The sequence below is a fragment of the Streptomyces sp. TM32 genome (assembly GCF_004122755.1).
GTDB classification, from domain to species: domain Bacteria; phylum Actinomycetota; class Actinomycetes; order Streptomycetales; family Streptomycetaceae; genus Streptomyces; species Streptomyces sioyaensis.
The window spans coordinates 14,121-34,653 of the sequence record NZ_SDIG01000012.1 but is presented as its reverse complement, the minus strand read 5'-3'; the positions used below and the strand labels follow the sequence as shown (position 1 = coordinate 34,653).

At 69.4% G+C, this 20,533-nt stretch carries 13 protein-coding genes and 1 pseudogene; 9 read left to right on the top strand and 5 right to left on the bottom strand.

What is annotated here, in order from left to right:
- The first annotated feature begins 1,887 nt into the window (after positions 1-1,887).
- Complete coding sequence (locus EST92_RS05075) at positions 1,888-3,825, top strand: trypsin-like peptidase domain-containing protein (RefSeq protein ID WP_161981704.1); 1,938 nt, start codon at positions 1,888-1,890, stop codon at positions 3,823-3,825.
- A gap of 61 nt (positions 3,826-3,886) precedes the next feature.
- Here the strand turns inward: EST92_RS05075 and EST92_RS05070 are convergent, their stop codons facing one another.
- On the bottom strand, positions 3,887-6,214 hold the full coding sequence (locus tag EST92_RS05070; protein WP_129279730.1) for a CDP-glycerol glycerophosphotransferase family protein: 2,328 nt from the start codon (positions 6,212-6,214) through the stop codon (positions 3,887-3,889).
- 391 nt (positions 6,215-6,605) lie between these two features.
- Between EST92_RS05070 and EST92_RS05065 the strand changes: the two genes are divergently transcribed.
- The 5 genes from EST92_RS05065 to EST92_RS05045 all read left to right on the top strand — a co-directional run bounded on the left by EST92_RS05065 (position 6,606) and on the right by EST92_RS05045 (position 11,631).
- Complete coding sequence (locus EST92_RS05065; RefSeq protein ID WP_129279729.1) at positions 6,606-7,118, top strand: VanZ family protein; 513 nt, start codon at positions 6,606-6,608, stop codon at positions 7,116-7,118.
- Positions 7,119-7,178: 60 nt separating this feature from the next.
- Positions 7,179-8,264 (top strand): hypothetical protein, encoded by a 1,086-nt coding sequence (locus EST92_RS05060; protein ID WP_129279728.1) that lies wholly within the window; start codon positions 7,179-7,181, stop codon positions 8,262-8,264.
- 104 nt (positions 8,265-8,368) lie between these two features.
- A complete protein-coding gene (locus EST92_RS05055; protein ID WP_129279727.1) occupies positions 8,369-8,989 on the top strand; it encodes an L-threonylcarbamoyladenylate synthase in 621 nt (206 codons plus the stop codon).
- A 587-nt stretch (positions 8,990-9,576) separates the two neighbouring features.
- Positions 9,577-10,764, top strand: coding sequence for a glycosyltransferase (locus EST92_RS05050; RefSeq protein ID WP_129279726.1), 1,188 nt, complete (start codon positions 9,577-9,579; stop codon positions 10,762-10,764).
- A gap of 279 nt (positions 10,765-11,043) precedes the next feature.
- Positions 11,044-11,631, top strand: coding sequence for a TetR family transcriptional regulator (locus EST92_RS05045; RefSeq protein ID WP_129279725.1), 588 nt, complete (start codon positions 11,044-11,046; stop codon positions 11,629-11,631).
- 189 nt (positions 11,632-11,820) lie between these two features.
- Here the strand turns inward: EST92_RS05045 and EST92_RS05040 are convergent, their stop codons facing one another.
- The 4 genes and pseudogenes from EST92_RS05040 to ggt all read right to left on the bottom strand — a co-directional run bounded on the left by EST92_RS05040 (position 11,821) and on the right by ggt (position 15,792).
- Positions 11,821-12,552 carry a DUF305 domain-containing protein gene (locus EST92_RS05040; protein WP_129279724.1) on the bottom strand — a complete coding sequence of 244 codons (732 nt, stop codon included), beginning with the start codon at positions 12,550-12,552 and terminating at the stop codon, positions 11,821-11,823.
- Between the two features lie 94 nt (positions 12,553-12,646).
- Complete coding sequence (locus tag EST92_RS05035) at positions 12,647-13,144, bottom strand: hypothetical protein (RefSeq protein ID WP_254068525.1); 498 nt, start codon at positions 13,142-13,144, stop codon at positions 12,647-12,649.
- 122 nt (positions 13,145-13,266) lie between these two features.
- Positions 13,267-13,747, bottom strand: a pseudogene (locus EST92_RS31975) (hypothetical protein); the annotation flags it as partial.
- A 200-nt stretch (positions 13,748-13,947) separates the two neighbouring features.
- Positions 13,948-15,792, bottom strand: a complete 1,845-nt coding sequence (gene ggt, locus EST92_RS05025) for a gamma-glutamyltransferase (RefSeq protein ID WP_129279722.1) — start codon at positions 15,790-15,792, stop codon at positions 13,948-13,950.
- A 489-nt stretch (positions 15,793-16,281) separates the two neighbouring features.
- On the opposite strand from ggt, the gene EST92_RS05020 reads away from it, so the two are divergent.
- The 3 genes from EST92_RS05020 to EST92_RS05010 all read left to right on the top strand — a co-directional run bounded on the left by EST92_RS05020 (position 16,282) and on the right by EST92_RS05010 (position 20,493).
- Entirely contained in the window at positions 16,282-18,249 is a 1,968-nt protein-coding gene (locus EST92_RS05020) for an APC family permease (protein WP_129279721.1), read from the top strand.
- Between the two features lie 217 nt (positions 18,250-18,466).
- Positions 18,467-18,883, top strand: a complete 417-nt coding sequence (locus EST92_RS05015) for an STAS domain-containing protein (protein WP_129279720.1) — start codon at positions 18,467-18,469, stop codon at positions 18,881-18,883.
- A 77-nt stretch (positions 18,884-18,960) separates the two neighbouring features.
- Positions 18,961-20,493 carry an FMN-binding glutamate synthase family protein gene (locus EST92_RS05010; protein WP_129279737.1) on the top strand — a complete coding sequence of 511 codons (1,533 nt, stop codon included), beginning with the start codon at positions 18,961-18,963 and terminating at the stop codon, positions 20,491-20,493.
- The last annotated feature ends 40 nt before the right edge of the window (positions 20,494-20,533 follow it).

Below are 20,533 nucleotides of genomic sequence, written 5' to 3'. Positions count from 1 at the left end.
TGCCCCGGAACGATCGATTGCGATACGGCACAACGGACTCACGGTCACCGCCTTTTCCTGACCTTGGTTAATTTCTTACTTGTTTCCGGTGCGGGCGAAATCGCCGCTCCGCAACTCCGTGCACAATGCGGTGTCCGCGGTCACCCCGGAGGGCGAGGCACCCGGAGTTCCGCGGCCGCACGGCCGCTCAAGGGGACGCGCGCACGTGAATTCCGGCGCGCGGCAGGCCGCAGCGCCCAAATACCGGGTCGCACGACAAAGCGACAGCTTGGGCAGCCGTATTCGCGCTCCGACTCGTCACGGACGCGGGCGGCGCCGAGCGCCACTGCACAGTGAGCGGCACGGGCGGCGCCCCGGCCCCGTCGCGACCTGCGGCGGACGGCGGCGCGAAGGCTGCCTCGGCGGACGGCCGGGTCCCCACCGGGGCCGTACCGCGGGCCGTTCACCGACAGCGTGCGGTCCGCAATGTCACCGGCCCGACCCTTCCGTCCCCCGGCGAATCCCACCGGGCAAACACAGCCGGTTTCGCCTCCCCACTCGGTGCACAACTTCGCGAGCACCCTCTCCCACCATCCGTCACTTCATGGACAAACGGTAGCGACCGCACAGTCGACCTTCCCGATATCACTGATCCCCCACTGAAGACCCCTCGCACCTGACACGAATGCGATGTCCCGTCCCGGGCAAAAAGCGGCTGAACCCATACGCCAACCGCCGCTGGCGAAAATGGGAACGAGAGAAGAGTACGCATTACTGGCAGGTACCGCTTGGTGTTGTCAGTGATTCGTACCCCTGGGAGCTTTCGCGCCAGTTCGACGTGGCGACAGTCTTCACTCCCGGTCATACGATAGCAACCCCCCAAGGCTTCACGGAGGGTGACTTCACACCCCAGTCCCTTTAACTCGCCCGTAAGTTACCGAGGGCCCCCTGTTACCTCTGAGGCGCTGGATTCGACTTCCCGTTCGAACCGCCCGGGGCGAATGGGATGCCACCACAGCCGAAATCCCGCAAAACCCCTCCCGGAACACCCGTCGCAAGCCGCCGGCAACGCCCCCACCCGCCGTGACAACGGCGCAGCCCAGACGCCGATTCTTCCTGACGGTACATCAATTGATTGCCGGCTTACCGGCCTTGCTCGACGCCTTCGGGGTCGGGCGACGGAGGCCGCGGCGTCAGCGAGCCGGGCCCGCAATGGGGGCCAAGAGGCACCGGAGGGCCCGGGCAGGTCCGGAATGGCGGCCCGGGCCGATTCAGTGGCGTCCGGTCAGCCAGGAAGACGCACCACTCGATGTCTGACTTTCGACGGCCGCATCATTGGCTGGATTTGATGCCTTGCGAGCAACGCACGCATCACGGTATTCACCCCTCCGCCGAATAGGAGGAAAAGAACGGCCATGCGCCCCAATAGGCCGCGGCATTGCCCGTGGACGGCACCCCGGAGCGGCGCACCGGACCGGCCGGCGACGGTTCAGTTCCGGCCCGCCTGCACGGCACCCCGGCATGTGCAGGTGCGAAGAGGTAGGCGCCCATCGGGGCAGCCGCCAGCGCTGGTATCGCGCCAACAAGACGCGGGACATGTCCAGTTGCCGGGACCGGAGGACAAGGGCGAACGCGCCGGCGCCTGCTCATCGAAGGCCGAAATTGGCGCATACGTGCGACTGAGGCGTGCTTAGATATAGCTTATGTGCCGTCGGGCGATGCGCCGGGCAACGGTGCACGACGCCAGCGAACTCGTCGGCTGAGCCGTCCCCGCGCCGAGGGCCCCGCCGGCTCCGCCGCACGCGGTCCACGGCCGTGCCCTACCCCGCATCGGCCCCCTTCCGCTTTCCTCATCCACCTGGACGTCAGCCGGGCCCGGCTGACGTCATGACGACAACAGAAGAGTTCATGAGACGAATACCTTGGACGCGCACCGCCACCCTGGGCGTGTGCGCCTCGATTGCGTCGCTCGCCCTGGCCGCTCCGGCGACCGCGGTCCCTGACCTCGCCGGCCGGGCAACCGCCTCCGCCACCCGGAGCGCGGCGGCTCCGCTGTCGCACCCCACACCCCCGGCGCCCTCGGCCGCCCCGACCACGCCGCCCCCGCCGGGCGGGCCGGTGAAACCGTCGAAGGGCGTGACGCCGGACGAGATCCGTAAGGCGCAGGAGGCGGAGCGGTATTGGACGCCCGAGCGCATCCACAGCGCCGTCCCCGTCGAGGCCCCGGACGCCGGCGGGAAGGCTCCGGACGAGCAGCCTGCTCCGGCGGTGCGCGGCAAGCGGTCGCTGCGGGAACCGAGTCATGAGGTCGGCGCGGGCATCGCCACGGTCGGTGTGTTCCTGGTCCGCAGCAACGAGGGGTCGCCGACCCCCAACCAGTTCTGTACGGCCAACTCCGTGACGTCGCCGACCAAGAGCCTGGTCATCACGGCGGCACACTGCCTCAAGGGCAACAAGTCCTACAGCAAGGTCGCGTTCGTCCCCGGTTACCGCGCCGGTGCCTCGGCGGCCGGCCAGGCCGGGGAGACGCCCTACGGCATCTTCCCGATGCAGGAGGGCAAGGTCTGGATCGACGGGCGGTACCTCTCCCCCTCCCCCTATGACGATGTGGACTTCGCCTTCCTCCGTGTCGGGCCGAACTCCCGCGGACAGCTCCTGGAAGACGCGACCGGCACCGGCAACACGCTGACCACCACCTCGTCCGCGAACCTCGCGCGCAAGAACGTGACCCTCATCGGTTACCCCGGCGGCCAGAAGACGCCGCTGCAGTGCACGAACGACACCAGCGCCGTCAAGAAACGGTTCATGGAAATCAAGTGCGACCGATTCCGCTCGGGCGTCAGCGGCGGCCCGTTCCTCGACGGCTTCGACGGCAGCCGCGGCAAGCTCGTCGGGGTCATCGGCGGCTACAACACCGGTGGACTCTCCGACGACACCTCCTACTCCGCACAGTTCGACGACGACGTCGTCCGGCTCTACGACCAGGCGGTCGGGGACGCGGAGCCGGACGAGCCCAACCTCATGGGCAGCGGCAGCACTTGGCAGCACGCCACCGTCCTGGCGACCGGCAGCTTCCACACCGCCTCGGTACGCGACCACCGCAGCGACCTGATCGTGCGCTGGTCCGACGGCGAGGTCTCTCTCTACCCGGGTAACGGCAGGTTCGGCTTCCGCAAGGACGTCCAGCTCCTCAAGGACAAGGACTGGCAACAGGCGGAGGTCATCACCGCCGGCGACTTCACCGGCGACGACACCGACGACCTCTTCGTCCGCTGGGCCAACGGCAGGATGACCCTCTACAAGGACGTCAACGAGACCAACAAGCTCACCGACGAGATCCAGCTCCGCGGCCCCAACAGCGCCTGGACGCACGCCGCGAAGATCACGGCCGGCCGCTTCGGCGGCGGCAACACGGCCAAGGACGACCTCGTGGTGCGCTGGGACGGTGGCGGGGTGACGCTGTACACCAACGTGGACGCCGACGGCATCCACGCCGAGAAGCAGCTCGCCAAGACCAACACCACCTGGCCGCACGCCGCGGACCTCGCCACCGGGGACTTCAGCGGCCCCGCGGGCGACCAGGACCTGTTCGTCCGCTGGAGCGACGGCGAGGTCACCGTCTACGAGGACCTCGCGGCGGCCGGACTCAAGAAGGAGCACCAGCTCCGCCCCGCGAAGTCCACGTGGCGCAGTGGCCTGCTGGCCACGGTCGGCGCGTTCGGCGGCGGTTCGGGCCAGGACGACCTCGTCGCACTGTGGCCCCAGGGCAAGCTGAGCCTGTACGCCGACACCACGGCCACGTCCCTGGCCCGGGAGCACAACCTCGTCCCCGCCATGGCCGACTGACCTCAGCGCGGACATGCTGCGGCGCCGTACGGGACGTCCCGTACGGCGCCGCGTCATCCGGTCAGCTGATCAGCTCGACGTCGGGCCGGTCGGGTGAGCCGTCCCCGGCAGGCGCGAGGACGACGCCCGCCACCGTGCGGGCGGCTTCCCGCGGGGACGGCGCGACGGTGCGCTCGGACAGCGGAAGCGGGGCGGGCGCCGGGTCCTGGATGCCGAGGAAGGCCCGGTTGACCACCCGCTCCGCGGCATGGCCGTCGTCCCACATGCAGAAGCGCGCCCGGAAAGCGGCACGCAGCTCCCTGGCCCGCTCGTCGTCCCAGCGGCCGCTGCGGAACGCCTCGATCAGCTCGTCCTCGCTGGTGGCGACCGCCCCCGGGGTATCTCCCGGCGTGCCGGAGAGCAGGTCGAAGGTGACGCCGCGGGAGCGGACGTACGTCTCCCAGTCGTCCGCGTAGGTGAGGATCGGCCGGTCGAGGTTCGCGTAGTCGAACATGATCGACGAGTAGTCCGTGATCAGCGCGTCCGCGGCGAGGCACAACTCCTCGACCGAGGGGTGCCGGGAGACGTCGATCAGCGCACCGCGCTCCTGGAGCTCCTGGAGGTGCGGGTCCTGCCCGTAGAAGTAGTGGGTGCGGACGAGGAGGACGAAGTCCGGGCCGAGCTCCCTGGTGACCTTCTCCAGGTCGAGCTGCGGGACGTAGCCGACTTGGTAGTCACGCACGGTCGGGGCGTAGAGGACCGCCGTCCGGCCGGGTGCGATGCCCAGCCGGGCACGGATGTCGAGGACGTCCTGGGCACCGGTCCGGAAGAAGACGTCGTTGCGCGGATAGCCGGCGTCGAGCGACTCGAAACCGCAGGGGTAGACCCGCTCCCACTGCTCGCTGGTGTGCTGGTTGGCGGAGACCGACAGGTCCCAGCGGTCGGCGCGTTCGAGCAGCTTGCGCATGCTCATGCCCTTGACGGCGGCCGGGTACTGCTGCTGGTCGATCCCCATCCGCTTGAGCGGAGTGCCGTGGTGGGTCTGGAGGTGGATCTGGCCCGGGCGCTTGACCACCGTGTCCGCGAAGTTGACGTTGTTGACGAAGTACGTCGCGCGCGCCATCACCTCCCAGTAGCGCGGCGAATTGACGACGACATGGTCCATGCCGTCCGGCACGGTGTCCACGACGTCCTCGCGCACGACCCACACGCCCTTGAGGTGCGGGGCCAGCTCCTTGGCCTTTTCGTAGACGGCCAGCGGATTGCAGGACGGGGTGCGGTTCCAGTAAGCGCTGAAGACGGCCAGGTCGGGGTCGAGAGGGCGCTTCAGCTGCATCCGGTAGAAGCTGGAGGTGGCCCGTTTGCTCACCGCACGCTGGGCCTTGCGCAGGCGCTGTTGACCGTTCTTCCGGGTCCGGTCCATCAGATTCAGGGCCTGGAATGCGCGGTACGAACCGCGTTCCAGGGCCTGGAACTGACGGGCGTCGACCTCCGCGGGCGGGGTGAACCCGGCGGGCTTGTGGCGCCGGTACATCGCTGCGGCGCGACGGAAGAACTCCGGCCGGTCCTGGACGAGGACGCGGCTTTCACGTGCGCCGGTGAACAGGAAATGGCTGACCATTCTCTCGAAGAACAGCGGCCGCAGCGGAGTGAGGTCCGGCCGGCCGTCGAGAAAGTCGAAGAGCCGCTGGTACTGGTCGAATATCGTGAAGTGCTTGCGGCCCGGCGTCTTCATGGAATTGCCGTGGCGGCGCTGCCGGTAGTCGACACAGGCGTGGTCCAGACACACGGCACGTTCGGCGGTGAGCATGGTCGTGTACACCATGAGGGCGTCCTCGTAGAGCCCGTCGGTGTACCGGAATCCGTTGTCGACGAAGAAGCGGCGCCGGAAAGCCCGGTTCCACACCACGGCGAACATCTGGAAGAACTCGGTGCGCTCGGCCGGCCGGAACACCTCCGCCCCGGCCTCGGCGAGCAGTTCACGGGCGGCACTCGGCTTGACCGCATGCCACCAATAACTGCGCACATGGTCGAAGAGCAGCAGGTCCGGGTCCTCGGAAGCGGCAAGGCGGTCGGCCATGGCACGCAGCGCGCCCGGAGTGAGGGTGTCATCACTGTCGAGGAAGAGCAGATAGTCCCCGCTCGCCCGCTCCACCCCGGTGTTCCGGGCCGCACCGATGCCACGGTTCTCGTCGTGGCGCACGGTGATCACCCGCGGGTCGCGGGCAGCGTACTCCGCGAGGATTTCACCGCTCCGGTCCGGCGAGCGGTCGTCGACCGCGATGACCTCGAAGTCGGCGAAATCCTGCTCCAACAGCGAGTTCAGGCACGCGCGAAGGTAGCCCTGCACGTTGTACACAGGAACGACGATGCTGAAGCGTGGGGCGGAGCTGAGGCCCGTTTCGGGCATGGCGGGGTTACTCCTAGAAGATGTCGGCCGCACGACACGGGCCTGAATTCTTGTGACTGTGAGTGTGACAACCGATAGGGCGGACGGGTTGCGCCCGGGCCGCGCGCCCCTCCTGTTGTGTCCATCACACTCAAGGTCGTCAACGGGCGCGAAGCATGCCCGGCGCGTGGCCGGCGGCAGCTTCGCGGGCGGACCGCCGCGCCCTCCCCTACGTGCCCGGTGACGTACTTCACGACAGCCGAAACAACGAGCCACGCACGCATGACGTCCCTCTCCATACACCTTTGTTTGCTGCAACCGAAAACCCTCCCACGGACCCTCGGAACCGGCTTGCCCTCTTGGCTGTCGGGAGTGATGACCGGGAGAAGGAAACTCGGAAGGACGTATTCACGTGTCGCTTTCCCTCGCCAGTGGCATCGGCGTCCTCGGCGGCGTGCTGATCGCGGTATGCGCCACCCTGGCCGGTCGCCCCCGGCGTATCGCTCACCGTGTGGTGCTGGCTCTCGGGTGGCTGTGGGTCGCCTGCGTCATCGGCTTCACCTTCGGCACCCGGTCCGGCGGCGGGCAGGCCGTCAATATTGCGCTGCTCGATGTGGCGAACCCCGCGGACCTCCTCGATTTCCTTCTGAACATGTTGCTGTTCGCCCCTGGCGGCATTCTCCTGGCCGTGCTGCGCACCGGTGTGTGGCCGGCCGGAGCGCTCGCTTTTCTCGGTTCCCTGGCCATTGAGGTCACGCAGTATCTGACCGCGTCCGGACGGACCGCGGACATCAACGACCTGCTCTCCAATACCTCGGGGTGCATAGCCGGTTATGCGTGCGCGGCGGCCGTGCGAAAGGCCGCACACGAAATCGGCCGGCGTCACCGGTACGCACACGAGGTCGACAGGCTTTCCCGCCGGTAGCGCACGGCGCCCCGTACGCTTCCCTCGTCAAGGTGGCGTGCGAGGGAGGAGTGGACCGCGGTGCGTGTACTGCTGGGCATCGCCGGAGCCGTGATCGTGCTCGGGATCTTCTCCTCGGTGCTGCACTCGCTGGTGATCCCCCGGCCGACCCGGCCCGGCTTCAGCCGGTACGTCCAGCGTCTGGTCCAGTGGCCGTTCCGGCTGGTGGCCGACCACCTGCCGAGCGTCGGGGCCAGGGACCGGGTGCTCGCTCCCATGGCGCCCATGGCCATCGTCGTCACCCTGATCAGCTGGCTGGTGGCCTTCCTGATCGGATACGCGCTGCTGGAGGCGGCGGTGAGCCGGCTCGGCCTCAGGGAGGCGCTGATCGAGGCGGGCTCCTCGCTCTTCACCCTCGGCTTCGCCAGCGGCAACCGCGTCTCCCTGAACGTCATCGACTTCTGCGCCGCGGCCACCGGCCCGATCGTGATCGGCCTGCAGGTGGGCTATCTGCCCGCGCTCTACGGCGCCTATCAGCGCAGGGAGACCGAGGTCACCCTGTTGCAGGCCAGAGCCGGCAGCCCGCCGTGGGGGCCGGAGATCCTCGCCCGCTATGCGCAGGTCGACCTGCTGGACGACCTCACCGAGCTGTTCCGGAACTGGGAGCGGTGGAGCGCCGGGGTGAGCGAGAGCCACACCACCTACCCGATCCTGATCCACTTCCGCTCCCCGAGGGCGTCCCGCAACTGGCTGATCGCCCTGCTGGCCGTGTTGGACGCCGCGGCCCTGCAACTGGCCTTCACCCCCTCCCGGCGGCAGGCCGAGGCACGGATGGCGCTGCGGGCGGGCTTCGTGTGTCTGCGCGACATCGCCGACACCGAGGGCATCCTCTATGACCGTGATCCCCACCCGGACGACGTGCTGCAATTGGACTACGAGGACTTCCTGCGGGGCGTGGAGCGGATGAGGTCCCAGGGCTATCCCATGGAACGCACACCGCAGGAGGCGTGGCCCCATTTCCGTGGCTGGCGGGTCAACTATGAGCCGCTCGTCCACCGCCTGGCGCGCGACATCGAGGCGGTACCGGCCCCGTGGTCCGGGGCGCGCCGTACGGAGGTGGCCACCTACGCCCCGCTCACCCCGATCGACCGCCGCCCCGTCGGGTAGGGCGGGTCATCGGATCGACCCGGCCCATCCTCCATCGCGGGGCAGCAGTGAGCCGAGCGGCTCCAGGATCGAGCGCGGATGCCCTGGTCACCTACACTCGTCGGATGGCGAAGTATTTCGACGTGCACCCGGAGAATCCCCAGCGACGCACCATCGGCAATGTGGCGGACAGTATCCGCTCCGGCGCGCTCGTCGTGTACCCGACCGACTCCTGTTTCGCGCTGGGGTGCCAGCTGGGCAGCCGGGACGGCATCGGCCGGATCCGGTCGATCCGCAACCTCGACGACCGTCATCACTTCACCCTCGTGTGCCAGAACTTCGCGCAGCTGGGGCAGTTCGTGCACATCGACAACGATGTGTTCCGCACGATCAAGGCAGCGACGCCCGGCAGTTACACCTTCATCCTCCCGGCGACGAAGGAGGTCCCCCGCCAGCTGCTGCACCCGAAGAAGAAGACGGTCGGCGTCCGGATCCCCGACCACGCCGTCGCCCAGGCCCTGCTCGCCGAGCTCGGGGAACCGCTGCTCTCCAGCACCCTGCTCCTGCCCGACGAGGAGGAGCCGATGACCCAGGGCTGGGAGATCAAGGAGCGGCTCGACCACGTGGTGGACGCCGTACTCGACTCGGGCGACTGCGGCACCGAGCCGACCACGGTCATCGACTTCTCCGGCGGCGAACTCGACATCGTCCGCCGAGGAGCGGGCGACACCACGCGGTTCGAGTAGGCGCTTCGAGGGCGGCGTGGCACCGTCCACGCCCCTGATTGCCGGTGTTCCGTGCGGGAACGAGACGTTGCCGGCCCGTACCGAGAAGGCGCCGAACGCGGCAGGGTCCGCTCAGCCCGGGACACCGGCCATCCCCGCGCATCCGAGTCCCCTCACGACCTCGCATGCCGCATGCCGCACGCTGCCCGGAGCGTGCGGCATGCGGCATGCGAGGGGTCGAGCCGGGTCCGCTCGATGGTCGAATAGCCGCCGTACGCAGGCGAGCCGTTGAAGTCGGCCGGGGACACTGCCATGCCATGCCATGCCCTGCCATGCCGTGCCACCGCCCGCCCGAGGACACGTGCGGGGTTGCTCACGCGGCCAAGCCGCAAGCCGTCACACCGTCACCTGCGCACGCATGCCGTCATGCCGTCATGCCGTCATGCCGTCATGCCGTCAAGAAGCCTTCTCCACAGGGGCCTTGGCGTCATCGCGCGCAATGCGGGTGATAGATTCTCAACACGTGTCTATTTTCTTGGAATCGGCCGTGAAGCCTGCGGCGGGGCGCCCCGTGTGGCGTCCGCACCGCATCGTGGAGAGGGAGCATCATGCGCATTCTCATCACCGCACAGGCGAGTTATTCCCACCTCGCCCCTCTGGTGCTACCGGTGGCGGAAGCAGCACAACGGGCAGGTCATGAGGTAGCCGTCGCCACCGGCGCCGACGTGGTCGACCACGTCGAGAAACGGGGGATCACCGCGTTCACGCTGCCCGACGTCCAGGGCCTGGGGGAGGTACTTCAAGGGGGAGCAGTCCAGCGCCCGGTGGGCATGGAGCAGGTCGGTTCCGTGACGATAGAACTGGAGCCGGAGTTCTTCGCGGCGGCCTTCGTCGGGCTGTTGGCCGCTCCCTGCGCCCGCGACCTCCTCGACCTGGCGCGGGAGTGGCAGCCGGATCTGATCCTCCATGAGTCGACCGAGTACGGCGGCTATCTGGCCGCTGAACGCCTCGGCATACCGCACGGCGCGTTGGACATCGCTCCGATGGCGCCCTACGCCCATCCTCTCGTCACGGACGAGCTCAACCGGCAGCGCGCGGAATTCGGCCTGGAGCCGGTTTCCGACCCCTGGCACCCCTTCCGCGCCTTCCGGGCCGGAGTCGTTCCGGAGGACTTCTACCCGCCGGACAGCCGGCTGCCCGGCGCCCGCCACTACCGGGTTCCGGCTCAACAAGCACGGGGCACCCTCGACCCGGACATCGCCCAACTCCCCACGGACCGGCCGCTCGTCCTCGCCACCCTCGGCTCGAACGTTCCGCGGTTCTCCGAGGGTGCCACCGCTCTGCTCCGGACCATCATCGAGACACTCGGGGAGCTGCCGGTCACCGGTGTCGTGGCGCTGGGAGCGGACCGCGATCCGCAGCTGTGGGAGGGGCCGCGCGCCGAAAACGTCCATCTGACGTCGTTCGTCCAGCAGGAGCTGCTTCTCCAGTCCAGCGATCTGTTCCTGACCCACGCGGGCTTCAACGGGACCCGGGAGGCGCTGACGGCCGGAGTGCCCATGGTGGCCGTGCCGTTGTTCGCCGAGCAGTCGCAGAACGCCGGCCGGCTCCAGGAACTGGGCGTCGGGACCCGGCTCAAGGCCCAGGATGTCACCCGTGAGGCGCTGTCCGCGGCGCTGCGCACCGTGCTGGAGGACCGCTCGTACCGGTCCCGTGCCCAGGGACTCCAGCGTCGGGCCCATGCGCTGCCGGATCTCGACCGGCTGGTGGAGGACGCGGCGGCGCTGGTCCCCTGAGCCGGAGGCTGCCGCCCGCCATCGGCCCGGCTGGAGCGGATCTCGGTGGAGAGCACGCACGGCGGCCGTCGAACCGGTACTCGGCGGCCCCGTGCGTGCCCGGCGCCGTACGCGACGACCGGTCGCGATGCGACCGCGCCGTCGAAAGGCACGGCGCAAGGCCCTGGTGCCACGGGGAGGTGCTTGTAGCATCGGGTCCCGGCACCGGAAAGGGGACCGACTGTGACCTGCGCCGATGCAGTGACGAACGCGCCCGAACGGGCCGCGCCACAGGAGACCGTGACACGCGGCCCGGACGCGGAGGCAGCGCTTCCGGAGCGTAAGGGCGAGCGCACGCGTCGGCGCATCCTGACTGCCGCGCGGCGCAAGTTCGCAGAGGTCGGCTACGAACGCGCCACCATCCGGGCCATTGCGGCCGAGGCCGACGTGGACAAGTCGTCCGTCATCCAGTATTTCGGCAGCAAACAGGAGCTCTTCCGCGAGGCCGTCCGCTGGCACATCCCGCACGACGAATTCACCACCGATGACCCCGGCCACATGGTGGAGAACCGGCTGCGCGGCATGTTGGGCAACTGGGCGGCGGAACAGGACAGCCCCATGGCGGTTCTCCTGCGGACCAGCATGACGAGCGAGGACGCCGCGGAGCTGCTGCGCCGGCATCTGACCACGGAGGTGACCGACCATTTCGCCGGCACCATCGACGCCCCCGATGCCCGGCTGCGCGCCGCGCTGTTCGGCGCGATCATGATGGGCATCGCCAGCCAGCGCCACCTGCTGCACCTGCCCGACCTGGCCGAGGCCGACGTGGAGGACATCGTCCGGCTCGCGGCTCCCTTGCTCCGCGACCTCATCGCCCCGGAGGGATAGCCGGCCGCGCCGTAGGCGCCTCCCGTCAACGGGGAGATCACCGTCGAAGGCCCCAAGAGTGCGGTCCAGCTCGGCAGTTGCGCGTTCCCGGGCGATGTCAGGCGGCGGACGACAGCGGTGTGGTCCGGGTCCCGGGCCGTTGCGGGCCTGCCGGTGACAGGCCCGCAACGGCATCCGCGGGTGCGGTGATCAGAGCCGGTCGAGGATCTTGTTCATCTTCGCGACCTCGGCGGTCTGGTTCTTGATGACGTCGCCGGCGAGCTTCTTGGCGGTCGCATTGCGGCCGTTGCGCTGTTCGTCCTTGGCCATGGTGATCGCGCCGTTGTGATGGCCGATCATCATCTGCGCGAACTTCCTGTCGAAGCCCTTGCCCTTGGCGGCCTTGAGGTCCGTCATGTCCTTCGCGGACATCATCCCGGACATGCCGTCCTTGCCCCCGGAGCCGTGGTCCATGCCGCCGGAGCCGTGGTCCATGCCGCCGGAGCCGTGGTCCATGCCGCCGGAGCCGTGGTCCATGCCGGGCATGCCGTGCGCGGACGACGCGGGGGCGCCCCACGCCTTGAGCCATGCCCGCATGGTCGTGATCTCGGGGCCCTGGGCCTTCTCGATCGCCGCCGCCAGGGTCTTGATCTCCGTGTCGGAGGCCCTGCCCTCAGCCAGTTCGGCCATCTCGACGGCCTGCTCATGGTGCGGGATCATGCTCTGCGCGAAGGTGACGTCCGCGTCGTTGGACGCACCCGGGGCGGGGTTCGCCGCGGACTTCTTCGCGGCGGACGGCGCACTCGTGCTCTCGTGATGCGTGCCGCTCGTCCGGTCGTTGCTGCCGCACGCGGCGAGCAGCAGGGCTCCCGAAGCGAGGACCCCTACGGCCGCGAGGCGGCGGGTCAGGGGACGTCGGACGGTGCGCTGTACGGAACTCATGTCGATACACCTCATGTTGTCGGTGGTGCGGAGGGGTGGCGCGTACGCGGCTTCGCGGGACGCGCGCAGTGCGCGACCGCGAGGACGGGTCGGCCTAGATCCGCAGGACGGACAACCGGGTGAGATCGGGTGGGCGAGGTGGAGGGTTGGGCCGCAGCAGTGCGACGGCGTTCGCGAGGAGGTCGGCGAGCCATCCGGGCGTCCGGGTGAGGGCCACGCCCAGCAGGATCGTGAGCGCCCAGGTCCCGAGCACGGCCCTGCACAGCGAGGCCATGTTCATGCCCGTGCCGGGTCCGGGAGCGTAGTGCGAGGACGGGCCGTCGGTGGAACGCCCGGAGTGGGCAGATGTCCCGGAGGGTGTGGAAGGCCCGGTCCCGGAGTGAGTGGAGGTCCCAGGGTGTGTCGAGCGGGTGGGCGGTGCGTGGGGCGTAGCGGTGTCGGGGGCGGCAGGTGGGTCGGACATCGCGGCCATGCCGGTGGTGTGGCCTGACGCGGCGTGGCCACCGGAGCCTGCGGTCCCGTCGGGATGGCCGACGGTGTGCATCACGAAGACACCGAGCGCGAGCACCACGACCAGCAGGAGATGCGCCATGGCGCCACCTGCTCGTACGTACCGTCTCGTGTGCACCGCTCCTGGACCTCCTGAGGAGGAGCGTACCCAAGGAGGCGGATCGAGCCGTGCTTCGGGGGGCCTGCGCGCCCCGGAAGCCAACTGCTGGCGGGCGGTTCCCAGACCGCGCAGTCATGGGCGAAGAGCACACGTCGTGGGTCGAGGGCGGCGAGGCGGTCCCACCACCGAGGGGCGGGCAGCGGCACGTCCGGAGCGTCCGGTGCGGCGTGGCGGGCGAGGTGGTCCGCGGCGAAGTCGGATGCGCGGTCGTACGCCTGACCGGCCAGGACCACCGTGCCGTCGCCCCGCCGGACCGCCAGGGATTGGTGCGCCGGTGTGTCCGGACGTAGGGAGGATCCAGATGCCCGGCCGGATCTCGGCCTCACCGGTGAGTTCCTCGTAGCAGGCGCCGGGGAAGTCGATGAACTCGTCGATCGTGTAGTCGCCGCGGCGGGCGGTGGCCAGCTCCACGTCCTCCAAGTAGGCCAGCACCGGCTCCACCCGCGGTAGCGGGCCGCCGGTCTCCGACGCGGGCCGGATGACATGTCCGAGGTCCAGGCGGCGTACTGCCGTGTCATTCCCCATCCGGCCATCCTGACCGCCCGTCATGCCGGTTCGCCGACTGTTCCGCCGACGGCGTAGGGACGCGCATCACCATGGCGACACGCATGCACCATGGCGAGGGAACCCACCCCGGGCGGGCTGGTCGGGCTTCTGGCTGGTCGGACTGCTCGGAACGCGGCGCCGTCCCCCTCCGCGTCACGGCGCAGGGGGACGGCCGGGCGTCAGCGGGACTCGTGCAGCACCATGGCCGAGCCGCCGCCACGGCGCTTGGGTTCGGCCACCGCCATGATCCTGCCGCGGGGCAGGAACTCCAGCGCGGCCACCGCCCCGATCTCCGGTGAGGGGGTGAAGGCCTTCGGGGCCAGGACGAACCGGTGCCCCATCGCCTCCAGCTTCTTGCGCTCGGGAGAGTCGAGGAAGGCCGGTTCGGCTTCCGTCTGCGCCGCGTTCCGCTGCGAGATACGCGGTGCGGCGACCGCCTCCGGCAGCGACATGCCGAGGTCCAGACGGTTGACCAGGGTCTGCAGCACGGTGGTGATGATCGTGGCGCCGCCCGGCGAACCGACGGCCATCATCGGCTTGCCGTCCCGCAGGATGATCGTCGGCGACATGCTGCTGCGCGGACGCTTGCCCGGACCCGGCAGGTTCGGGTCCGGCGTCCCCTTGGTGAGGGGCGCGAAGTCGAAGTCGGTCAGCTCGTTGTTGAGCAGGAAGCCGCGGCCCGGCACGGTGATGGCCGAGCCACCGGTCTGCTCGATCGTCAGGGTGTAGGAGACGACGTTGCCCCAACGGTCCGCGGTGACCAGATGCGTGGTCGAGGGCCCCTCGTGCGGTTGCTTGTTCCCGGTCTTCCCGTGGCAGCCCGAGTCCGGGTGGCGTGGGTCCGCCGGGGCCAGCGGGCTGGTCAGCGCCTTGTCGGAACGGATCAGGCAGGCCCGGCTCTTGGCGAACTCCTTGGCGAGCAGGGGCTTGGTGGGCACGTCCGAGAACGCCGGGTCGCCCACCCAGCGGTTGCGGTCCGCGAAGGAGATCCGGCTGGCCTCCAGGTAGTGGTGCAGGGCCTGCGTCCGGTCGGCCTTTGAGAGGTGGAAGTTGTCGAGGATGTTCAGCGCCTCGCCGACCGTGGTGCCGCCCGCCGAGGACGGCGCCATGGAGTAGACGTCCAGCCCGTGGTACGTGATCCGGGTCGGGTCCCGGCGTTCGGTCGTGTAGCGGGCGAGGTCGTCCGGCTTCATCAGGCCGGGCCGGGCCTGGTGGTGGGCGCCGGATGCCACGGGCGGCTTCTGGACCGTCCGCACCACGTCGCGGCCTATGCTGCCGCGGTAGAGCGCGTCCACGCCGTCACCGGCGAGCTGCCGGTAGGTCCGGGCGAGGTCGGGGTTGCGGAAGCGCGAGCCGACCACCGGGAGCTCGCCCTTGGGCAGGAACAGGTCCGTGGTGGACTTGATGTCGCGGAAGCGCTTCTCGTTCATGGCCGTCTGGGCCCGGAACTCCTTGTTGACCACGAAGCCGTCGTCGGCGATCCGGGTGGCCGGGCGCAGGGCCTTCGCCAAGGAGACCGTGCCCCAGCTCTTGAGCGCCTTGTCCCAGGTGGCCGGCGTGCCCGGGACGCCGACCGACAGCCCCGAGTTGATCGCGTCCTCGGTGGGCAGCGGCTTACCCGTCTTGGGGTCGAGGAACGAGTCGGCGCGCATGGTGGACGGCGCGGTCTCCCGGCCGTCGATGGTGCGCACCTTCTTGGCCTTGGCGTCGTAGTAGACCATGTAGCCGCCGCCCCCCACTCCCGCGGAGTAGGGCTCGACCACGCCGAGGGCGGCAGCGGTTGCCACCGCCGCGTCCACGGCGTTGCCTCCCTTGCGCAGCACCTCCAGCCCCGCGCGGGAGGCATACGGGTTGACGCTGGACACCGCGCCGCCGCTGCCGGTGGCGACCGCCTTCTTCGCGGGCGCCGGCGGTGTGGCGTCGGCCGCGGACGCGGTTCCACCGGCACTGCAGGACGTGGCCAGCAGGGAAAGACTGAGCGCTGCCGCGGACGCGGCGGCGACAGCGGCACGACGGACAGCCATTCGGCCTCCAGGATTTCGCTGTGATGTGCAGGGAATTCCCGAAACCCTGGCACCGTTCGGGTGGCGGATCAACGCTGAGCTGCAAGGTTTGCGTGAGATCTGAGGTTTCCCCTCGGTAACCCCCGTGGGGTCGGGGGACGCGGCGGTCCGCTTCGCAGCCGTGGGCGGGCATCGGCACCTGCGGCCAACTACGACTCTCCTCCCGCCTGTTGACGGCTTTGCAGGCGAGTCGGTACCGGACGGCCAGGGGGACGCGCGCCCGAGCGCGGGACGCATCCCCGCCTCGCCGCGCTCGGCGCCCCTCAGGCGTCCGCACCCGGCGGCTCCCCGGTGTCCGCGCCCGGCGGCCCCCCGGCGTCCGTGCCACCACTCCGGTGGACACGCGGCCGCCACGTCGCTGAACACCTGGTGGGCATGCTGTCAATGCGTACCCTGACCTGGCCGTCTCGTAGATGGCTTGATCCTTTCGCGGTACGACAGGAGCACACGATGGCCGCCTCCGCCCCTGCCGGTTCGTCCGGGGCCGCAGTGCGGCATCGCTTCCGGGCGTGGATGCTGGAGGGGCTGGCCGACATGGCCAAGCACCACCCCGGTCCACATGCCACCCCGCAGGGGGTCGAACGGGGGCAGCGGTGGTGGCGGGTGATGTGCCTGACCGGTGTGGACTACTTCTCCACCCTCGGCTATCAGCCGGGCATCGCCGCTCTGGCCGCGGGGCTGCTGTCGCCGGTGGCCACCATGGTGCTGGTCGTGGTGACGCTCGCCGGGGCGCTGCCGGTCTACCGGCGGGTGGCCGAGGAGAGCCCGCACGGCCAGGGGTCGATCGCGATGCTGGAGCGGCTGCTGACCTTCTGGAAGGGCAAGCTGTTCGTCCTGACCCTGCTGGGTTTCGCCGCGACCGACTTCCTCATCACCATCACCCTGTCGGCAGCCGACGCCGCCACCCACCTGGTGGAGAACCCGCACGTCAGCAACGTCCTCCACAATCAGGAACTGGTCATCACGCTGATCCTGATCGCGCTGCTCGGCGCGGTGTTCCTCAAGGGCTTCCTGGAGGCGATCGGGGTGGCGGTCGTTCTCGTGGCCCTCTATCTGGGGCTCAACGCGGTCGTGGTCGTCGTCGGACTGTGGCATGTGATCACCGCCGCGCAGGTCATCCCCGACTGGTCCCAGGCGCTGACCGCCGAACACGGCAACGTGCTGGCGATGATCGGCGTGGCGCTGCTGGTCTTCCCGAAGCTGGCGCTGGGCCTGTCCGGCTTCGAGACCGGCGTGGCGGTCATGCCCCATATCGAGGGCAACCCCGCCGACACCGAGGAACGGCCGGTCGGGCGGATCCGCGGGGCGAAGAAGCTGCTCACCACCGCTGCCGTCATCATGAGCGTCTTCCTCATCATCACCAGCTTCGTGACGACCCTGCTCATCCCCAAGGAAGCGTTCCAGCCAGGGGGTTCGGCCAACGGGCGTGCCCTGGCCTATCTGGCCCACGAGTATCTGGGCTCCGCGTTCGGCACCGTCTACGACGTGTCCACCATCGCCATCCTGTGGTTCGCCGGCGCCTCGGCCATGGCCGGCCTGCTCAACCTGATGCCGCAGTACCTGCCGCGCTACGGCATGGCGCCCCACTGGGCCCGGGCGGTCCGTCCGATGGTGCTGATCTTCACCCTGATCGCCTTCCTCGTGACCTGGCTCTTCGACGCCGACGTGGACGCCCAGGGCGGCGCGTACGCCACCGGCGTCCTGGTCCTGATCAGCTCCGCCGCGATCGCGGTGACCATCGCCGCCCGGCGCGCCCGTGAGCACGGCTGGTGGATCGGCTTCGCCGTGATCGCCCTGGTGTTCGTCTACACCACGATCGCGAACATCATCGAGCGCCCCGACGGCGTCAAGATCGGTGCCTGCTTCATCACCGGCATCATCCTGCTGTCGTTCCTCTCCCGCCTCGCCCGCTCCTTCGAGCTGCGGGTGACCAGCGTGGTGCTCGACGACATCGCGCAGCGGTTCATCCGCGACATCGCCCAGCGCAAGATCCGCTTCATCGCGAACGAGCCCGACCAGCGCGATGTCGCCGAGTACCGCGACAAGCTCCAGCAGATCCGCGAGGACAACGACATCCCGACGTCCGAGGACTTCATCTTCGTCGAGGTCACCGTCGGCGACCCGTCCGAGTTCGAGAGCAAACTCCAGGTACGGGGCGAGGTGCTGCACAACCGCTTCCGCGTGCTCTGCCTGGAGAGCCCTGCGGTCTCCAACTCACTGGCTGCTCTGCTGCTGCACGTACGCGATGTCACCGGACACCGGCCGCACATCTACTTCGAGTGGACCGAAGGCAACCCCTTCGCCCAGTTCCTGCGCTTCTTCCTGTTCGGCCAGGGCGAGGTCGCCCCCGTCACCCGCGAGGTCCTCCGCGAGGCCGAACCCGACCGGGCCCGCCGCCCCCACGTCCACGTGGGCTGAGCGACGGCGCGCACCGCCTCCCCGCCCCACTCCCCCGCCGGCGACCGAGCCGGTTGGCTTGTCAACTCCCGCTCTGTACGAGAGAGTTGCGGGCCGGTGGCAACATGACGGGCCGCCGTATCCGCCGCTCCCCACCCCGCCCCGTGCCGCTCCGACTGAAGAGAAGAGGAGTGGGTACACGAGGGCCACGTTGATCAATGGACAAGGGGAGGGGCGCGTGGTGAGGACCGATGAGTTGAGCGTCGAGGTGTCCGTCATCGATCCGCAGGTGGCGGTCGTGGCCGTCCAGGGGGAGCTGGACACGGAGACCGGCACCGTGCTTCATCATCAGCTCGCCAACCAGCTCGTGCACGGCCGGCAGCACCTCGTGGTCGACCTGCGGTCCGTCCCGTTCATGGATTCCTCCGGCCTGAGCGTCCTCATCCGGGCGGGCAACGACGCCAAGCGGGTCGAGGGAAGTCTGCGGCTGGCCGCGGTGTCCCCCGAGGTCCTGCGGCTGCTCGACCTCACCGGGATCAGTGTGACCATGCCCGTGCACGCCAGCCCCGAGGAGGCGCTCTTCGCGCTCGCGGCGGCCGCGCTGCCGGATGCGGCAGCGTCCGGGCCGGAGGCCGGCGACACCCCCGGCGAGTGAACGGGGTCGAGCGCCTCGTGGCGCGGCGCGCACGGCAACTGTCGGTGGGAGCCCTGCTGCTCCTCGCCGTCGGCTTCATGGCCGCCTCGGTGCGGTGGTCGCCCTGGTACGGGCCACCGGCCGTGCTCTTCCTGGCGCTCGGCGTGCTCGGGGTGGCCGATTTGACCCAGCGCCGCCACTCCGTGCTGCGCAATTACCCGGTCATCGGGCATCTGCGCTTTGCGCTGGAGGCGCTCCGGCCGGAATTGCAGCAGTACTTCATCGAGCGCAACTTCGACGGCCGGCCCTTCGACCGTGATGTACGCACCCTCGTGTACGAACGCGCCAAGGGCGTCGACGCGGAGGAACCCTTCGGTACCGAACGGGACGTCTATGCCACCGGATACGAATATCTGGTGCCGTCCATGGCGCCCGAGCCGGTGCCCGAGCAACCGCCCACGGTGCGGATCGGCGGACCCGACTGCACCACGCCGTACGACATGGCGTTGCTGAATGTCTCGGCGATGAGCTTCGGGTCGCTGTCGGCCCAGGCCGTGCTCGCTCTGAACAAGGGGGCCGCCATGGGCGGTTTCGCGCAGGACACCGGTGAAGGCGGGCTGTCCGAGTACCACCTGCGGCACGGTGGCGATCTCATCTGGGAGATCGGGACCGGCTATTTCGGATGCCGCACGGCCGACGGGGATTTCGCGCCGTCCGAATTCGCCGACAAGGCCGCCCACGAGCAGGTCAGGTGCATTTCGCTGAAGATATCCCAGGGCGCCAAACCGGGCATCGGCGGTGTGCTGCCCGGTGGCAAGGTCAATGCCGAGATCGCCCGGGTACGCGAGGTGCCCGAAGGTCGGACCGTGCAGTCCCCGTCCTACCACCGGACGTTTTCCACCCCGCGCGGGCTGGTCCATTTCCTCGCGAGGATGCGCGAGCTGGCCGGCGGCAAACCCGTCGGGTTCAAGCTGTGCGTCGGTTCGCGACGGCAGTTCCTCTCGGTCTGCAAGGCCATGCGGGAGGAGGGAGTGACCCCCGATTTCCTCGTCGTCGACGGCGCGGAGGGCGGCACCGGGGCCGCTCCCCTGGAATTCGCCGACCATCTGGGCGCCCCGCTGACCGAAGGTCTGATCACCGTGCACAACGCGCTGGTCGGCAGCGGACTGCGCCACCGCATCAAAATCGGCGCGAGCGGAAAGGTCGCCACCGGCGCCGACATGGTCAAGCGCCTGGTGCAGGGTGCGGATTACACGAATGCGGCACGAGCCATGATGATGGCCGTCGGCTGCATCCAGGCACAGCGCTGCCACACCAACACCTGCCCGGTCGGGGTGGCGACCCAGGATCCGCGCCGGGGCCGGGCCCTGGACGTCGGTGACAAATCCGCGCGCGTGCACCGGTTTCAGAAAGCAACGGTGCACAGCGCCTTGCAGATCATGGGTTCCATGGGTGTCCGGAATCCGGACGACCTCCGGCCCTGCATGCTGCACCGGCGGATCGACCCGCTCACCGTCCGGTCGTACGAGGAGCTCTACGACTGGCTGCGCCCCGGCGAGTTGCTTGCGGACCCGCCTCAGGACTGGGCCGCCGACTGGGCGGCGGCCGACCCCGATCACTTCGGTGTCTGAGCCGGGTCCGAGACATGTCCGGGACCGGGCGGTGAACTGG

Excerpts from the sequence above, each read along its gene's own strand:
- EST92_RS05075 (WP_161981704.1), top strand. The coding sequence starts at position 1,888 with ATGAGACGAATACCTTGGACGCGCACCGCCACCCTGGGCGTGTGCGCC.
- EST92_RS05070 (WP_129279730.1), bottom strand. The coding sequence starts at position 6,214 with ATGCCCGAAACGGGCCTCAGCTCCGCCCCACGCTTCAGCATCGTCGTT.
- EST92_RS05055 (WP_129279727.1), top strand. The coding sequence starts at position 8,369 with ATGGCGAAGTATTTCGACGTGCACCCGGAGAATCCCCAGCGACGCACC.
- EST92_RS05050 (WP_129279726.1), top strand. The coding sequence starts at position 9,577 with ATGCGCATTCTCATCACCGCACAGGCGAGTTATTCCCACCTCGCCCCT.
- EST92_RS05040 (WP_129279724.1), bottom strand. The coding sequence starts at position 12,552 with ATGAGTTCCGTACAGCGCACCGTCCGACGTCCCCTGACCCGCCGCCTC.
- EST92_RS05035 (WP_254068525.1), bottom strand. The coding sequence starts at position 13,144 with ATGGCGCATCTCCTGCTGGTCGTGGTGCTCGCGCTCGGTGTCTTCGTG.
- ggt (WP_129279722.1), bottom strand. The coding sequence starts at position 15,792 with ATGGCTGTCCGTCGTGCCGCTGTCGCCGCCGCGTCCGCGGCAGCGCTC.
- EST92_RS05020 (WP_129279721.1), top strand. The coding sequence starts at position 16,282 with ATGGCCGCCTCCGCCCCTGCCGGTTCGTCCGGGGCCGCAGTGCGGCAT.
- EST92_RS05010 (WP_129279737.1), top strand. The coding sequence starts at position 18,961 with ATGGCCGCCTCGGTGCGGTGGTCGCCCTGGTACGGGCCACCGGCCGTG.